Origin of the sequence: Streptomyces sp. KL109B (genome assembly GCF_030766935.1) — a bacterium.
Classification (GTDB): domain Bacteria; phylum Actinomycetota; class Actinomycetes; order Streptomycetales; family Streptomycetaceae; genus Streptomyces.
Genome location: NZ_JASERL010000005.1, coordinates 193,187 through 207,919, shown reverse-complemented (window position 1 = coordinate 207,919; position 14,733 = coordinate 193,187). Strand labels below are relative to the sequence as shown.

At 72.9% G+C, this 14,733-nt stretch carries 13 protein-coding genes and 2 pseudogenes; 8 read left to right on the top strand and 7 right to left on the bottom strand.

The genetic code is table 11. The annotated features are described in order from the left end of the window. Positions 1–52: 52 nt before the first annotated feature. Positions 53–574 carry a GNAT family N-acetyltransferase gene (locus tag RBJ65_RS19050; protein WP_306317387.1) on the bottom strand — a complete coding sequence of 174 codons (522 nt, stop codon included), beginning with the start codon at positions 572–574 and terminating at the stop codon, positions 53–55. Between RBJ65_RS19050 and RBJ65_RS19045 the strand changes: the two genes are divergently transcribed. Both RBJ65_RS19045 and RBJ65_RS19040 read left to right on the top strand, forming a co-directional pair. Continuing rightward, on the top strand, positions 573–1,157 hold the full coding sequence (locus RBJ65_RS19045; protein WP_306317386.1) for an XRE family transcriptional regulator: 585 nt from the start codon (positions 573–575) through the stop codon (positions 1,155–1,157). The two genes, RBJ65_RS19050 and RBJ65_RS19045, sit on opposite strands and share 2 nt — an antisense overlap. Beyond that, entirely contained in the window at positions 1,154–2,458 is a 1,305-nt protein-coding gene (locus tag RBJ65_RS19040) for an MFS transporter (RefSeq protein WP_306317385.1), read from the top strand. Before RBJ65_RS19045 ends, RBJ65_RS19040 begins: the two co-directional genes overlap by 4 nt. A gap of 171 nt (positions 2,459–2,629) precedes the next feature. On the opposite strand, the gene RBJ65_RS19035 is transcribed toward RBJ65_RS19040, so the two are convergent. Beyond that, positions 2,630–3,049, bottom strand: coding sequence for a DUF5997 family protein (locus RBJ65_RS19035; RefSeq protein ID WP_306317384.1), 420 nt, complete (start codon positions 3,047–3,049; stop codon positions 2,630–2,632). A gap of 59 nt (positions 3,050–3,108) precedes the next feature. Between RBJ65_RS19035 and RBJ65_RS19030 the strand changes: the two genes are divergently transcribed. Continuing rightward, positions 3,109–3,861, top strand: a complete 753-nt coding sequence (locus RBJ65_RS19030; protein WP_306317383.1) for a LysR substrate-binding domain-containing protein — start codon at positions 3,109–3,111, stop codon at positions 3,859–3,861. Between the two features lie 197 nt (positions 3,862–4,058). Here the strand turns inward: RBJ65_RS19030 and RBJ65_RS19025 are convergent, their stop codons facing one another. Continuing rightward, positions 4,059–4,673, bottom strand: a complete 615-nt coding sequence (locus RBJ65_RS19025) for a TetR/AcrR family transcriptional regulator (RefSeq protein WP_306317382.1) — start codon at positions 4,671–4,673, stop codon at positions 4,059–4,061. Between the two features lie 222 nt (positions 4,674–4,895). On the opposite strand from RBJ65_RS19025, the gene RBJ65_RS19020 reads away from it, so the two are divergent. The 4 genes from RBJ65_RS19020 to RBJ65_RS19005 are packed head-to-tail and all read left to right on the top strand — an operon-like array spanning position 4,896 to position 9,751. Next, positions 4,896–5,495: a (2Fe-2S)-binding protein gene (locus RBJ65_RS19020; RefSeq protein WP_306317381.1), complete on the top strand. Its 600-nt coding sequence runs from the start codon at positions 4,896–4,898 to the stop codon at positions 5,493–5,495. Further along, entirely contained in the window at positions 5,492–6,514 is a 1,023-nt protein-coding gene (locus RBJ65_RS19015) for a xanthine dehydrogenase family protein subunit M (RefSeq protein WP_306317380.1), read from the top strand. The genes RBJ65_RS19020 and RBJ65_RS19015 overlap by 4 nt, the downstream gene beginning before the upstream one ends. Continuing rightward, positions 6,511–8,643, top strand: a complete 2,133-nt coding sequence (locus RBJ65_RS19010; protein ID WP_306317379.1) for a xanthine dehydrogenase family protein molybdopterin-binding subunit — start codon at positions 6,511–6,513, stop codon at positions 8,641–8,643. The genes RBJ65_RS19015 and RBJ65_RS19010 overlap by 4 nt, the downstream gene beginning before the upstream one ends. Next, positions 8,636–9,751 (top strand): XdhC/CoxI family protein, encoded by a 1,116-nt coding sequence (locus RBJ65_RS19005; protein ID WP_306317378.1) that lies wholly within the window; start codon positions 8,636–8,638, stop codon positions 9,749–9,751. The genes RBJ65_RS19010 and RBJ65_RS19005 overlap by 8 nt, the downstream gene beginning before the upstream one ends. A 117-nt stretch (positions 9,752–9,868) precedes the next feature. On the opposite strand, the gene RBJ65_RS19000 is transcribed toward RBJ65_RS19005, so the two are convergent. The 3 genes and pseudogenes from RBJ65_RS19000 to RBJ65_RS18990 form a co-directional block, all read right to left on the bottom strand. Further along, a complete protein-coding gene (locus tag RBJ65_RS19000; RefSeq protein ID WP_306317377.1) occupies positions 9,869–10,855 on the bottom strand; it encodes a YihY/virulence factor BrkB family protein in 987 nt (328 codons plus the stop codon). A gap of 62 nt (positions 10,856–10,917) precedes the next feature. After that, positions 10,918–11,282: pseudogene (locus tag RBJ65_RS18995) on the bottom strand (FAD-dependent oxidoreductase); the annotation flags it as partial. Between the two features lie 108 nt (positions 11,283–11,390). After that, positions 11,391–12,113: pseudogene (locus RBJ65_RS18990) on the bottom strand (catalase-related domain-containing protein); the annotation flags it as partial. 24 nt (positions 12,114–12,137) lie between these two features. Here RBJ65_RS18990 and RBJ65_RS18985 point away from each other — a divergent pair. Then, complete coding sequence (locus RBJ65_RS18985; RefSeq protein WP_306317376.1) at positions 12,138–13,652, top strand: aminotransferase class I/II-fold pyridoxal phosphate-dependent enzyme; 1,515 nt, start codon at positions 12,138–12,140, stop codon at positions 13,650–13,652. Positions 13,653–13,673: 21 nt separating this feature from the next. Here the strand turns inward: RBJ65_RS18985 and RBJ65_RS18980 are convergent, their stop codons facing one another. Then, a complete protein-coding gene (locus RBJ65_RS18980) occupies positions 13,674–14,654 on the bottom strand; it encodes an isopenicillin N synthase family oxygenase (RefSeq protein ID WP_306317375.1) in 981 nt (326 codons plus the stop codon). Positions 14,655–14,733 lie beyond the last annotated feature (79 nt).

Genomic DNA, 14,733 nt, shown 5'->3' with positions numbered 1-14,733 from the left:
GAACGGCCGTCGACTGACCCTGGGAGGGGTACCTGGGGAGGTGCGGCGGCGGTCAGCTCAACTGCCGCCGCATCAGCGTCAGATCGAGCCACCGGCCGAACTTCGTCCCCACCTCGCGCACGGTGCCCGCGTGCTCGAAACCGTGCCGCTCGTGCAGCCGGATCGAGGCCGCGTTGCCCGCCTCGATCCCGGCGATCATGACGTGCAGGCCCGCGTCCGTGGCCGATTCGACGAGCGTCCCCAGCAGAGCGGAACCGATCCCGCCGCCGTGGTGCCCCTCGCCGACGTACACCGAGTTCTCGACCGTGTGCCGAAAGCCCGAGTACGCCTTCCACGGCCCGTAGACCCCGAACCCGACGACCTCGCCACCCAGCTCGGCCACGTACGCCGCACCGCGCTCGACGTGCGCGCCCAGCCAGGCCGCGCCCTCCTCACGGGACTGCGGAGTGTCGGTCCACAGCGCCGTGCCGTGCTCGATGGCGTGATTGCGGATGGCGAGGACGGCGTCCAGATCGTCCTCGTGAGCCGGGCGGACCTTCACCGCCGGCGCCCGAGTCTCGTATCGTGGATTCATGTCCAACATCGTAGACCCCCTGGTGGAGCGCATCGGAGCCCGGATCCGCGCAGAGCGGGACCGGCGCCGCTGGACCCTCGCCGAGCTGGCCGAGGAGTCCGGGGTGTCGCGGGCGATGATCCACCGGATCGAGCGCGGCGAGAGCAGCCCGAGCGCGGTGATCCTCGGCAGGCTGTCGGCGGCGTTCCGGCTGAGCGTGGCCACGCTCCTCGACCCCGAGTCGCCCGGCGCGGGCTCGGCCGAGGAACGGGTCCGTCGGGCGGACGCGGCGGCGCGGTGGCACGACCCGGAGACCGGATACGCGCGACGGCAGGTGTCCGGGCCCGGCTTCCCCGCGGAGGTGGCGGAGATCCGGCTCCCGGCCGGGGCCGAAGTCCCTTACCCCGCCGCCGCGTTCGCGTTCCACCGCCAGATCATCTGGGTCCTCGAAGGACATCTCACCTTCCACGAGGGCGAGACCGTGCACGAGCTCGACGCGGGCGACACCGTCGAACTGGGCCCGCCGACCGCGTGCGTCTTCGCCAACTCCACGGAACGGGACTGCCGTTACGCGGTGGTGCTGGTGCGCGCGGAGGCGCCGTGAGGCTGCCGCGAGGCGGCGTCGCCGTGCTGGCCGCGACGGCCGGGGTGGCGCTCGCCAACAATTACGCGATCCAGCCGGCGCTCGGCGACGTCGCCCGGGACACCGGCACCTCCGCCTCCGCCGTCGGACTGCTGACGACGGCCGCGCTCGCCGGATGCATCGGCGGATTCGCGTTCCTGCTGCCGCTCGCGGACCGGGCGGCGCCGCGCCGACTCGTGGCGGGCCAGCTCGCGCTGCTGACCTCGGGCCTGCTGCTCGCCGCAGGCGCCCCCGGGCTCGGGGTGCTGATCCTCGCGTACGTGCTGGTGGGCGCGGGGGCGAGCGTGAGCGCGATGGCGTCCACGATCGCGGGGCGCGGGGTGCCGGAGGAGCGGCGCGGGGCGGCGGTGGCGACGGTGGCCGCCGGGATGTCGGCCGGAATCCTGCTCAGCCGGCTCGTCGGCGGGGCGCTCGCGGACGCGTTCGGGTGGCGGGGGATGCTGCTCGCGTTCGCGGGGCTCGTGGTGGTGTGCGGGGCGGGGGCGTGGTGGCGGCTGCCGGGGGAGCGGCCTGAGGGAGGCGGCGGTGCCGGTGCCGGTGCCGGTGCGGGTGCGGGTGTCGAGGCGGGGGCAGGGGCGGGTGGTTATCTCGGCACTCTCGCCGCCCTGCCCGGGCTGTTGCGGCGCCATCGCACCCTGCGGCTCGCGGTGCTGAACGGGAGCCTGTGGTACCTGGCCTTCAGCCTCGTCTGGGTAGCGCTCACGGTGCGGCTCGCGCAGCCGCCGTACGGGCTCGACGCCGGGGCGATCGGCCTCTACAGCCTCGCCGGGGCGCTGGGCTTCGCGGCGCTTCCGGTGGCGGGGCGGCTGGGGGACCGGTACTCACCGAGGGCGGTGATCGCCGGGAGCATGGGGGTGGCGGTGGCCGGGGCGGCGCTGCTGTGCACCGGGCTCGACCGGCCCGTGGTCACGGCCACCGGCCTCGCGCTGGTCGACGCGGGCTGCTTCACGGCCCAGGCCGCGAACCAGACCCGCGTCCTGTCCATCGACCCGCCCCGCAGCGGCAGCCTCAGCGGGGTCTACCTGCTGCTCTACTTCCTCGCGGGCGCGACGGGCGCGGCGCTGGGCGCTCCGCTGGTTTCGGTGGGTGGGTGGGGTGCGGCGAGCGGGGTGGTGTGTGCGGCGCTGGTCGTGGCGGGAGCGCTGGCTTTCCGCCGACCGCGTCCCGTGGGGGAGTCAGGTGCCGTCGTAGCGAGCCCCTGCGGGGATAGAGCGGCGGGGCAAGTCAGGCTGTTGCGTCGACTGGGCGGTGGGCCAAATTGAGCCCCTGCGGCGATTGAGCAGCGGGGTCCGGGGCGGAGCCCCGTGGCGTGGGTCCGGGGTGGCCGGTCCGGGCGGTGGGCCAAATTGAGCCCCTGCGGCGATTGAGCAGCGGGGTCCGGGGCGGAGCCCCGTGGCGTAGGCCCGGGCAGGCCCGCCCCGGACGGGGTACCGTCAGGCCTCGTCGGCCTCCGCCGCCCGCCGCGCCCGCTTCGCCGCCTGCTCGGCATGCAACTTCTTCACCCGGACGTTCTCCTTACGGACATCCGCCTGCGTGGCCCGCTCGGCCTGCAACCACTCCGGGTTCTCCGCCTTCAGCGCCTCGATCTGCTCCGTGGTCAGCGCCTCTGTGACACCACCACGCGCCAGGCCCGAAATCGAGACACCCAGCTTCTGCGCCACCACGGGACGCGGGTGCGGACCGTTCGCGCGCAGGTCGACCAGCCACTGCGGCGGCTCCGCCTGCAGCGCGGTCAGCTCGGCGCGCGTGACGACACCCTCCTGGAACTCGGCGGGCGTGGCCTCGAGGTACACACCCAGCTTCTTCGCCGCGGTCGCGGGCTTCATGGTCTGGGTGCTCTGCTGCGAACTCATGAGGTCAAGGGTATCGATCGCCGCGGGCCGCGCCGACCACGGCGGGTAACCTTGGCGGCGTGACAGGCTCGCAACAGACCCCCGCACCGCCCCCGGGCCCCGGCTTCCGGCTGGCCTACGTTCCCGGGGCCACGCCCGCCAAGTGGGTGCGGATCTGGCGTGAGCGGATGCCGGACGTACCGCTGGAGCTCGCGCAGGTGACGGCGGCCGAGGCCGCGGATGTGCTGCGTCGTGGCGATGCGGACGCCGGACTCGTGCGGCTGCCCGTGGACCGGACGTACTTCAGCGCGATCCCGCTCTACACGGAGAAGACCGTGGTCGTGGTCCCGAAGGAGCACGTGGTCACCGCGGCGGAAGAGGTCACGCTCGACGACCTCGCCGACGAGATCGTGCAGCACCCTCTCGACGACGTACTCGGCTGGGAGCGGCCGCCAGGGCAGCCGGCCTTCGAGCGCCCTGCCACCACGGGTGACGCCATCGCGTTGGTCGCGGCGGGGGTGGGGCTGCTGGTCGTGCCGATGTCGCTTGCCCGGCTGCACCACCGGCGTGACCTCACGTATCGGCCTGTGGCCGACGCGCCGGAGTCGCAGGTCGCGCTCGCGTGGCCCGAGGAGCGGACCACGGATCAGGTCGAGGACTTCATCGGCATCGTGCGGGGGCGGACGGTGAACAGTTCGCGTGGGCGTACGCGGGAGCCCGTCCGGGCGGACCAGGGGAGGAAGAAGGCGGCGGCGTCCGGTGCGGGGCGGGGGCGGCCCGCGCCGAAGTCGAAGCCGAAGGGTGGGCGGGGTAAGCCGCGGAGGCGTTCCTGAGGAGCCGGTCTGCTGTTGCGGTCGGCCGCTCCCCGGTCACGGGGCTCCGCCCCGGACCCCGCTGCTCAATCGCCGCAGGGGCTTGAATTGCCTGCGCTCCGATCGATGGAGCGGCTTGAATTGCCCGGGCCTCGATCGATGGAGCGGCTTGAATTGCCCGGGCCTCGATCGATGGAGCGGCTTGAATTGCCCGCTGCTCAATCGCCGCAGGGGCTTGAATTGCCGCAGGGGCTTGATTCGGGGGCGTCCGCCCGCAAGCCGGACATGACCAGGTCCAGGAGGCGGCCCGCGCGGGTCTGCCAGGGGCCGTGGGGGTCGATCATCCAGAGGCCCGCGATCGCCAGCATGAAGTCGTCCGCGGTGACGCCGGGGCGGATGGTGCCGGCCTTTTCGTTCGCCTCCAGGAGGCGGGTGACCGCCTCGGTGAGGGGGCCGTGGGCCAGTTGCTTCATCGTGCCGCGCGCGCTCGTCGCTTCGAGCAGCGCGTCCGCGAGGCCCGCCTTCGCCATCGCGTACTGGGCGAGGCGGTCCATCCACTCGCGCAGCGCCAGCTCCGGCGGGCGGCAGCACAGCAACTCGCGGGCCGCGTCGGCGACTTGTTCCACCTCGTAGCGGTACACCTCGAGGACGAGCGCCTCGCGGCTGGGGAAATTGCGGTAGAACGTGCCCTGCCCGACGCCCGCCTTCTTCGCGATCGCGCTGAGCGGGGTGTCCGCGGCGCGGGTCAGTTCGGCCAGAGCTACTTCGAGGATGCGGTCGCGGTTGCGCTGCGCGTCCGAGCGCAGCGCGGCCGATTTCTTCGGGTGCCCCATGCGACTTCTCCTCCTTCGACTTCCGACCGTGGCGGGGAATACTCCTTGCTAGGCGGACAGTTGTCCACTACGTTCGTGTCCCGTAGAACGGACAGCTGTCCGGTTAGGGTCACCACACCCTAGTGGCTGCGGACCTCGGACCGCACGCGGGTCCGGTCTGCCACTCACCCTCGTACAGCGCCGATTCTCCACGCATCAGACACGCGAAAGAAGGCTGCACCCATGCCCCCAGCTGACATCGGCGGCACGACCGTGTCCGCTACGTCAAGCGTCGTCACCTTGAACATCAACGGGGAGAAGCACACGCTGCCCGTCGACCACCGCACCACGCTGCTCGACGCCCTGCGCGAGCGGCTCGACATGACCGGTACGAAGAAGGGCTGCGACCAGGGGCAGTGCGGCGCCTGCACGGTGCTGGTCGACGGGCGCAGGACCGTGGCCTGTCTGCAGTTCGCGGTCGCCGCCGAGGGCCGCGAGGTCACCACCATCGAGGGCGTCGCGGGCCCGGACGGCGAACTGCACCCGGTGCAGGAGGCGTTCGTCGAGCTGGACGGGTACCAGTGCGGCTACTGCACGCCCGGCCAGATCTGTTCGGCGCTCGGCGTCCTGGAGGAGCACGCCGCGGGCTGGCCGTCCGCGGCCACCGGCGACGTACGGCCCGAGGCGGGTCCGGCGCCGCTGAGCCCGGAGGAGATCCGGGAGCGGATGAGCGGGAATCTGTGCCGCTGCGGCGCGTACGTCTCGATCGTGCGGGCCGTCACCCAGGCCGCCGCGCGGGCGGGCGGCGACGCGGACGCGAACGCGAAGGAGACTGTGGCGTGAGGGAGTTCGGATATGAGCGGGCGGCCGATGTGCCGGGTGCCGTCGCCGTGCTCGGCGCCGACCCCGAGGCCCGTTTCCTCGGCGGTGGCACCAATCTCGTCGACCTGATGAAGAGCGGCGTGGAGCGGCCCGCGCGGCTCGTCGATGTGCGGGAGCTGCCGTTGGGTGAGATCGAGGTGACCGCCGACGGTGGGCTGCGGATCGGGGCCACTGTGACCAATAGCGACCTTGCCGCCCATCCTGAAGTGCGGCGTCGCTACCCGGCGTTGGCACAGGCCGTGCTTGCCGGGGCCTCGGGGCAGCTGCGCAACATGGCGACCGTCGGCGGGAATCTGCTGCAGCGCACCCGCTGCGGCTACTTCACCGACGTCAGCAAGCCGTGCAACAAGCGGGTGCCGGGGAGCGGTTGCCCGGCTGTCGAGGGAGAACACCGCAACCACGCGATCCTCGGCGCGAGCGAGCACTGCGTGGCCGTGCACCCGTCCGACATGGGTGTCGCGCTCGCCGCCTTCGACGCCGTCGTGGAGTACGAAACCGCCGAGGGGCGGGGCGAACTCGCGCTCGGCGACTTCTATCGGCCCGTCGGTGACACCCCGCACCTGGAGACCGGGCTTCCGGCCGGCGCGCTCATCACCGCCGTCACCCTGCCGCCCGCGCCCGTCGCGGCGAACTCCAAGTACCGCAAGGTCCGCGAGCGCGCCTCGTACGCCTTCGCCATCGGCTCCGTCGCCGCCGCCGTCGACGTACAGGACGGTGTCGTACGGGACGCCCGGATCGCGCTCGGCGCCGTGGCCTCGCGGCCTTGGCGGGCCCGTGCCGCGGAGGCCGCGCTGATCGGGAAGGCCGCGGACGGCGCGGCGTTCGCGGCCGCCGCCGACGCGGAGCTCGCGGCGGCGAAGCCGCTGCCCGACAGCACGTACAAGGTGCCACTCATGCGCAATCTGATCGTGGCGATGCTGACCGAACTCAGCGAGACCGAACTCAGCGGAACCGCACCCGCCCCGGAGGTCACCCGATGACGACGACCACCACCACATCCGCAGGCTCGGCGCGGGCGGACTCGGCCGGCGTCGGGCGCAGCCGGGTCGAGGGCCGCGAGAAGGTCACGGGCGCCGCCCGGTACGCGGGCGAGTTCCCGTTCACCGACCTCGCGCACGGCTGGCTCGTGCTGTCCACCGTGGCGCGCGGCCGGATCCGCTCCGTCGGCGACGAGGCCGTACGCGCCATGCCCGGCGTCCTCGCCGTCCTGCACCACGGCAACGCGCCCCGCGTCAACACCGACTACCTCACGCTGATGGGCCCGCCCGACGGCATTCTCCACGTCTTCCAGCACGACCGGGTGCATCACGCCGGCTGGCCCGTCGCGCTCGTCCTCGCCGAGACCTCGGAGCAGGCCCGCGAGGCCGCCGAGGCGCTCGTCGTCGAGTACGACACCGAGCCGCACGACATCGCCTTCGAGGCGGACCGCCCCGGCACCTACACCCCCGAGGGCTCGGAGGCCGTCAAGGGCGACCTGGAGGCCGAACTCGCCGCCTCCGCCGCCGTCGTGGACCAGCGCTACACCACCCCCGAGACACACCACAGCGCCATGGAGCCGCACGCGGTCACCGTGCGCTGGGACGAAGGGCGCCTGGAGGTGTACGACGCCAACCAGGGCAGCAAGGCGGTCGCCGACCAGCTCGCGCAGGTCTTTTCGCTCGATCCGTCCGCCGTGCGCGTGCGCTCCGAACACGTCGGCGGCGCCTTCGGCGGCAAGCTCGTGGCGGCGCACCACATCGCCGCCGTGATGGCCGCGACCCAGCTCCAGCGCCCGGTCCGGCTCGCCATGACGCGCCGTCAGGTCTTCGCGCTGACCACCTACCGCAGCCCCACCACGCAGCGGGTGCGGCTCGGCGCCGACACCGACGGGCGGCTTCGCGCGCTCGGCCACGACGCACAGTCCCTGACGTCCAACATCCGCGAGTTCGTCGAGGCGAGCGCCGGGTACGCGCGCGTGATGTACGCCTCCGACGCGCACCACTCCGTGAACCGCGTGGTGCCCGTCGACCTGCCGACCCCGGGGTTCGTCCGGGCGCCCGGCGAGGCCCCCGGCAGTTACGCCGTGGAGTCCGCGCTCGACGAACTCGCCGAGAAGCTCGGCATGGATCCGGTCGCGCTGCGCGTGCGCAACGAGCCGGACGTCGGGCCGGTCTCCGGACTCCCCTTCAGCAGCCGCAACCTCCTCGGGTGTTACGAGGAGGGGGCGCGCCGCTTCGGCTGGGAGGGCCGTGACCCGCGCCCGCGCGTGCGCCGCGAGGGCCGCTGGCTCCTCGGCACGGGCGTCGCCGCCTGCTCCTTCCCGTCCGGAGTCGCCCCGTCCACGGCCTCCGTCACCGCCGAACAGGACGGTACGTTCACCGTCCGCATCACGGCGGCCGACGTCGGTACAGGGGCTCGTACCGCGCTCACCCAGATCGCCGCCGACGAACTCGGCGTCGACCAGGGCCTGGTGCGGGTGCGGATCGCCGACAGCGACTTCGGCGAGGCGTGGCTCTCGGGCGGCTCCATGGGTACCCGCTCGTGGGGCTGGGCCGTGATGGCGGCCAGCCGCGAACTGCGCGAGCGCGTCACCCCGACCGCCGAGATCCCCGCCGAGGGACTCACCGTCCGCTCCGACACCACCGAACTGGTCGGCGCCCTCGCGCAGAAGGAGCGCTACTCGTACGGCGCCCAGTTCGCCGAGGTCGCCGTCGACGTGACCAGTGGTGAGGTGCGGGTGCGCCGCCTCCTCGGTGTCTTCTCCGCGGGCCGCATCATCAACCCCCTCACCGCGCGCAGCCAGTTGGTGGGCGGCATGACGTGGGGCATCTCCATGGCGCTGCACGAGGAGGCCGTGCGGGACGCGGCGGACGGCGGGCACGTCGGCGCCGACTTCGCCGGCTACCACTTCTCCGCCAACGCGGACGTGCCGGTCGTCGAGGCGCACTGGGTCGACGACACCGACCCGGACGACCCCGTCGGCATCAAGGGCGTCGGCGAGATCGGCATCGTCGGCACGGCCGCCGCGATCGGCAACGCCGTGTGGCACGCCACCGGCGTCCGGCACCGCGATCTGCCGCTGCGCCCCGACCGGGTGCTGCTCGCGGAGGCACGGCGCGACAATGCTTGATCTCGCATCCCAGCTCAGCGAATGGGCCGCGCAGGGCCGGGAGTTCGCCGTCGCCACCGTCGTATCGGTGAGCGGCAGCGCGCCCCGGCCGCCCGGCGCGGCCCTCGCCGTCGACACCGCGGGCGAGGTCATCGGCTCGGTGTCCGGAGGGTGTGTCGAGGGCGCGGTGTACGAACTGTGCGTGCGGACCCTGGAGGACGGGGTGCCGGCGCGCGAACGGTTCGGGTACAGCGACGACGACGCGTTCGCCGTGGGCCTCACGTGCGGCGGCGAGATCGAGGTGCGCGTCGAACCGGTGCGCCTCGACTCGCCGTCCCGTACGACGGTGGTGGCCGCGCTCGATGTCGCGGCGCGCGGCGAGGCGGTGGCGCTGGCGCGGGTCCTGGACGGGCCCGGTGAACTCCCGGCCGCTGCCCGCCTGTTGATGATCCGGGCCGACGGCTCGTACGAAGGGTCGCTCGCGTCCGGTGACGACGCGGGGCTCGCGGCGCAGGCCCGCGCCCACCTCGACCTCGGGCGCACCGGGCTGTGCGAGGTGCCGCAGAGCAAGGCGCGCTGTGAGGGCGATGTCACCCTGTTCGTGGAGTCGAGCGTGCCGCCCGCGCGGATGATCGTGTTCGGCGCGGTGGACTTCGCGGGCGCGCTCGTCAAGGTCGGCAAGCTGCTCGGCTTCCACGTCACGCTGTGCGACGCGCGCGGCGTCTTCGCCACGCCCACCCGTTTCCCGGAGGCGGACGAGGTCGTCGTGGAGTGGCCCGACCGCTACCTCCGTTCGACGGCCACGGACGAGCGCACGGTCCTGTGCGTCCTCACGCACGACGCCAAGTTCGATGTGCCGCTGCTGGAGGTGGCGTTGCGGCTGCCGGTCGCGTACGTCGGGGCGATGGGGTCGCGGCGTACGCATGACGACCGGATGGAGCGGTTGCGTGAAGTGGGGCTGAGTGAAGGGGAGTTGGAGCGGTTGCGGTCCCCTATAGGGCTGGATATCGGGGGGCGGACGCCGGAGGAGACGGCGGTGTCCATTGGGGCGGAGATTGTCGCTGCGCGGCGGGGTGGCAGTGGGGTTCCCCTCCGGGTGGGGGAGGGGGCGATTCACCGGGGCGTGTGAGTGGGCTCGGGGTCTGTGCGGGCGGCGACGGGGTTGCGGCCCCGGGGCTCTGCCCCGGACCCCGCCGCTCAATCGCCGCGGGGGCTTGATTTGTTGCGCTGGTCCGGATTGTGGCGCTCAATCGTCGCGGGGGCTTGATGGGTGAGGGCCTGATTGGTGGGGCCACTTTCGGGTGTCGCGGGGTTTTACGTAGGGTTCCTCGGACTCGGGGTGGCCGGCGGTGATGGCGCGTTGGCGGGCCAGTTCCGCGTCGAATTCCAGGCCGAGCAGCACCGCCAGGTTCGACAGCCACAGCCAGACCAGGAAGATGACGGCGCCGGCGAGGGTGCCGTACGTCTTGTTGTACGAGCCGAATCCGGCGACGTACAGGGCGAATCCGCCGGAGGTCAGCAGCCACAGCAGCACGGCGAGCAGGCTGCCGGGGCTGAGCCAGCGGAAGCCGGGGCCGCGGACGTTGGGGGCGCGCCAGAACAGCAGCGCCACCGTCAGGACCACCAGGACGAGGAGCACCGGCCACTTCGCGATGTTCCACGTCAGCAGCGCCGCGTCGCCCACCCCGAGCGCGTCACCGGCGCGGCGCGCGAGCGGCCCCGTGAACACGACGATCACCGCGCTCGCCGCCAGCAGCACCATCAGCGCCACCGTCAGCGCGAGCCGCAGCGGCGTCAGCTTCCACGCGGGACGGCCCTCCGGCAGGTCGTAGACGGCGTTCGCGGTGCGGATGAACGCGCCGACGTACGCGGAGGCCGACCAGATCGCGGTCAGCAGGCTCACCGCCGCGACGACCCCGCTCGCCCCGCCGCTGTCCTGCAACTGCTGTACGGCGTCGTTGAGCAGGTCGCGCACCGGGCCGGGTGTGAGGTGCCGGAAGCTGTTCAGGAGGCTTTCCGTGGCGCGTTCGCCGACCACGCCGAGCAGCGACACCAGGACGAGCAGCGCCGGGAAGAGCGAGAGGACGCCGTAGTACGTCAGGGTGGCCGCCCGGTCCCGCAGGTCGTCGTCGATGGACTCCTTGGCGGTGCGGCGCAGCACCGCCCACCACGAGCCGGCCGAGAGGTCCGTGGGCTCCTTCGGTTCCCCGCCCGGCTCACGAGTCGTCGCCATGGGCCTCCTCCTGGTCCGTCTCGTGCTCGTGGCGCTTGTCGTCGGTCATGGTCGTCCCTCAACTCGCAGTCCACGCCGATGAGTTCGGACACCTCGACGGCGTGCTCCACGGCCTGCGTCTGGGAGCGTGCGTACAGCCGGGCGGCCTCGGCGCCACGACTGCGCCGCAACCGTTCGTACACCAGCGTGTGCAGCGCGGACAGCTTGGCCGACGTGTGGCCGCTGCCCCCCCCTCGGCGATCCGGCCCGCCTCCAGGACGGCCACGCTCAGCCCGCACCGCGTCAGCTCCCACGCGGTGCTCAGCCCTGCGATACCGGCGCCGATCACGGCGACGTCCACGTTCACGTCCCGCTCCAGGGGCGGGAAGGGGCGCCCCGGAGCGGACTCGATCCAGTACGAGCCGCGTACGGATGTGCTCTCGGTCATGGCGCACGAGTCCCCCTGAACGGGCTGATCAAGCGTCGTGTCCGGGGCGCCCGGACGGTGCCTCGTGCAAGGGGTACCGAAGACGGACGACAGAACCGGTGCGAACCGTCACAACCGGACCGGGGCGCGGTCCCGGTGCCGGTGCTCGGCCACGGCCCGGGTGAACCCGCGGAGGAACTCGTCCCCGGCCGCGCCCGGCGCCGTGTCCGTCACGACGCCCTGGTCGGCCGGCACGAGCACCGCGTCGTACAGCGCCGCGGCGACCGTGGGCAGCGCCCGGTCGACCCGGTACTCCGTGCCGTCGGAGCCGGTGACCGAGCGGTCCGCCGGGGCGATCGCCTCGACGACCGCGCCCTCGGCCGCGAGCGCCTCGCGCGCCGACGTCACCTGCGCCGACGTCACCTGCGCCGCGTCCACGCCGTCCGTCACCAGGACCGCGATCCGCCGCGTCCGGATCGAACCGTCGCCGCGCTGCGCCTCCAGGCTGAGCGCGGGCGAGGACGACTTGTACGGGCCGGGTTCCCGGCCGCCGTCCGGCACCGGGACGCCGACGCCCCGCGCGACCCGCTGCGCCAACTCCGTGTTCACATACGTGAGTTCGTCGACGGTGCGGGAGCGCACCGCGAGCGCGTTCACCTTGCCGAGCTCGCCGAGCTCGCCGAGCTCGAAGCGGAACGCCGCGACGATGTGCTCCTTCTCCCGGTCCGCCATGCTGTGCCAGAACAGCGCCGGCTGGCTGTAGTGATCCTGGAAGCTGGGGCTGCGGCGCCGGGTCGAGTGGCCGGAGCGGGCCGATCGGTCACCTGGCGCGGAGTACCCCGGGCAGCGCCCCTCATGCCCGAGACGGGAGCAGGCATGAACTGGGCCGATGCCCGGTACCCGGTCGCCATGGACCACACCGTCGCCCCCGTCCTCGAAGCCCTCGACTCCTACCGTTCGCACGGCCGGCTCGCCTTCACGCCGCCCGGCCACAAGCAGGCTCGCGGCGCCGACGAGCAGGCCAGGAGAGTGCTGGGCGACGCCGTGTTCCACTCGGACGTGCTCGCGTCCGGCGGGCTCGACGACCGCAGGACCCGCGGACACGTGCTGCTGCGCGCCGAGGAGCTGATGGCCGACGCGGTCCACGCCGACCACACCTTCTTCACCACGTGCGGCAGCTCCCTGTCGGTGAAGGCCGCGACGCTGAGCGTCGCGGGCCCCGGCGAGCGGCTGCTCATCGGCCGTGACGCCCACAAGTCCGTGGTGAGCGGGCTGATCCTGTGCGGCATCGACCCCGTGTGGGTCGAACCGGGGTGGGACGCCGAGCGGGGCCTCGCGCACCCGCCGTCCCCGCAGGCGTACGAGGAGGCCTTCGACCGCCACCCGGACGCGCGCGGAGCGCTCGTCACGAGCCCCACCCCGTACGGGACCTGCGCCGACCTCACCCGGCTCGCCGAGGTGTGCCACGCCCGCGGCAGGCCGCTGATCGTCGACGAGGCGTGGGGCGCGCACCTGCCCTTCCACCCCGGCCTTCCGGCGTGGGCGATGGACGCGGGCGCCGACGTGTGTGTCACCAGCATCCACAAGATGGGCAGCGGCCTGGAGCAGGGCTCGGTGTGCCATCTGCGCGGCGACCTCATCGACCCGGCCACCCTCACCTCCCGCGCCGACCTGCTCGGCACCACCAGCCCCTCGGTCCTGATCTACGCGGGCCTCGACGCCTGGCGCCGCCAGATGCGGCTGCACGGCCGCGAACTCCTCGGCGACGCCCTCGACCTGGCGAAGGAGGCGCGGCGGGCCATCGACGCCATCGAAGGGCTGCACGTGTACGGGCGCGAGGCCCTCACCGGCCCGGGCCTCGGGTACGACCTCGACCCGCTGCCCGTCCTCATCGACGTCGCGGACCTCGACACGAGCGGCTACCGCGTCGCCGACTGGTTGCGCGCCCACCGCGCCCTCGATCTGCACATCGCCGACCACCGCAGAGTCGGCGCCCAGCTCACCCACGCCGACTCCCCGGCGACGCTCGCCGCGCTCCTCGACGGACTGCGGGACGTCGTCGAGCACCGCGCCGAACTGCGCGACGCCCCGCGGGTGGCGGTGCCGAAACCCGCCGAACTCCGCCTGGAGCAGGCCATGTTGCCGCGCGACGCCTACTTCGGGCCGACCGAGGAGATCCCCCTGGAACGCGCCGCCGGACGGATCGCCGCCGAGATGGCCACCCCGTACCCGCCGGGCATCCCGACGGTGCTGCCGGGGGAGCGGCTGGCCGAGCCCGTGATCGCGTATCTGCGCACCGGCGTCGACGCGGGCATGAACGTGCCGGACCCGGCGGACCCGTCCCTGCGGACGATCCGCGTCGTCGCCGCGAACTCCCGCCGACGAGCGTGATGTTGACGCCGGGCGCGGGCCCTAGTTGGTGAAGTTGGCTGCGATCCGTTGCTGGATGTAGTCGGCGGCGGTGATCGGCGGGTAGCGGTGCCGCGGTCCCTCGATCAGCACGTCACGGTCCGCCTGCGCGAAGAACGCGATGCTGTAGCGGGCGGAGCGGTCGTCGCCGGGGCCCGGGGACCTCACCCGGTGGAAGTTCGACGGCAGGCGGTCGTCGCTCCAACGCGTCAGCATGTCACCGATGTTGCAGGTGATGACGGAGTCGGCGGGCTCGACCGGTGTCCACTCCTGCGCCTCGGCCTCCTTCCCCGGACACACCTGCAGGCCGCCCTGCCCGTCCCGCTGGAACAGCAGGGTGAGGCAGTCGAAGTCGGTGTGCGCGCCCGCCCGCCACACGTCCGCCGGGATCTCGGCGTCCTCGGGCACGGCGAAGTAGTGCAGCATCCGCAGCGTCGACTGGTACTGCGCGCTCGCCGGGTCGTGGGCCCGTGCGAAGAAGCCCTCGGGCAGGCCCAACTTGTCGGCGAAGCAGCCGAGTACGCGCATCGCGAGTTCGCGGCAGCGTGCCTCGAAGGCGAGCGTGCGCTCCCGGAACTCCGGCAGCGCGTCGTCCGGCCACAGTCCTTCCATGTGCGGGCGGGTCAGCTGGTACGACTCCTTCTGGTCCGGCGTACCGATCGACGGGCGTACCTGAGTCATGGACTCCCAGCCGGAGTTGAGGCCCTTCTTCAGGGCGTGCCGGGCCTTGGTGTGCTCCGGCAGCGCGAAGAAGCGGGCGGCGTCGGCGAACGCGCCGTCCACGGTGTCCTGTTCGATGCCGTGGTTGACGAGCTGGAAGAAGCCGATGTCCGTCGCGGCGGACCACAACTCCTCGGTGATCTCCGCCTTGCGGGTGTCGAAGTCGGTGAGGTCGATGCGGCGGATCTCGCGGGCGGCGGTCTCCGTTCCGGCGCCGCCCATGCGGGTTTCCTTGGCCAGTTCGTCGAGGGTGTACGTGTTCATTGCGGGTGTCGCTCCTTGAGGTGACTCGTGGTTGCGGTCGCGGGGCTCTGCCCCGGGCCCCGCTGCTCAATCGCCGCAG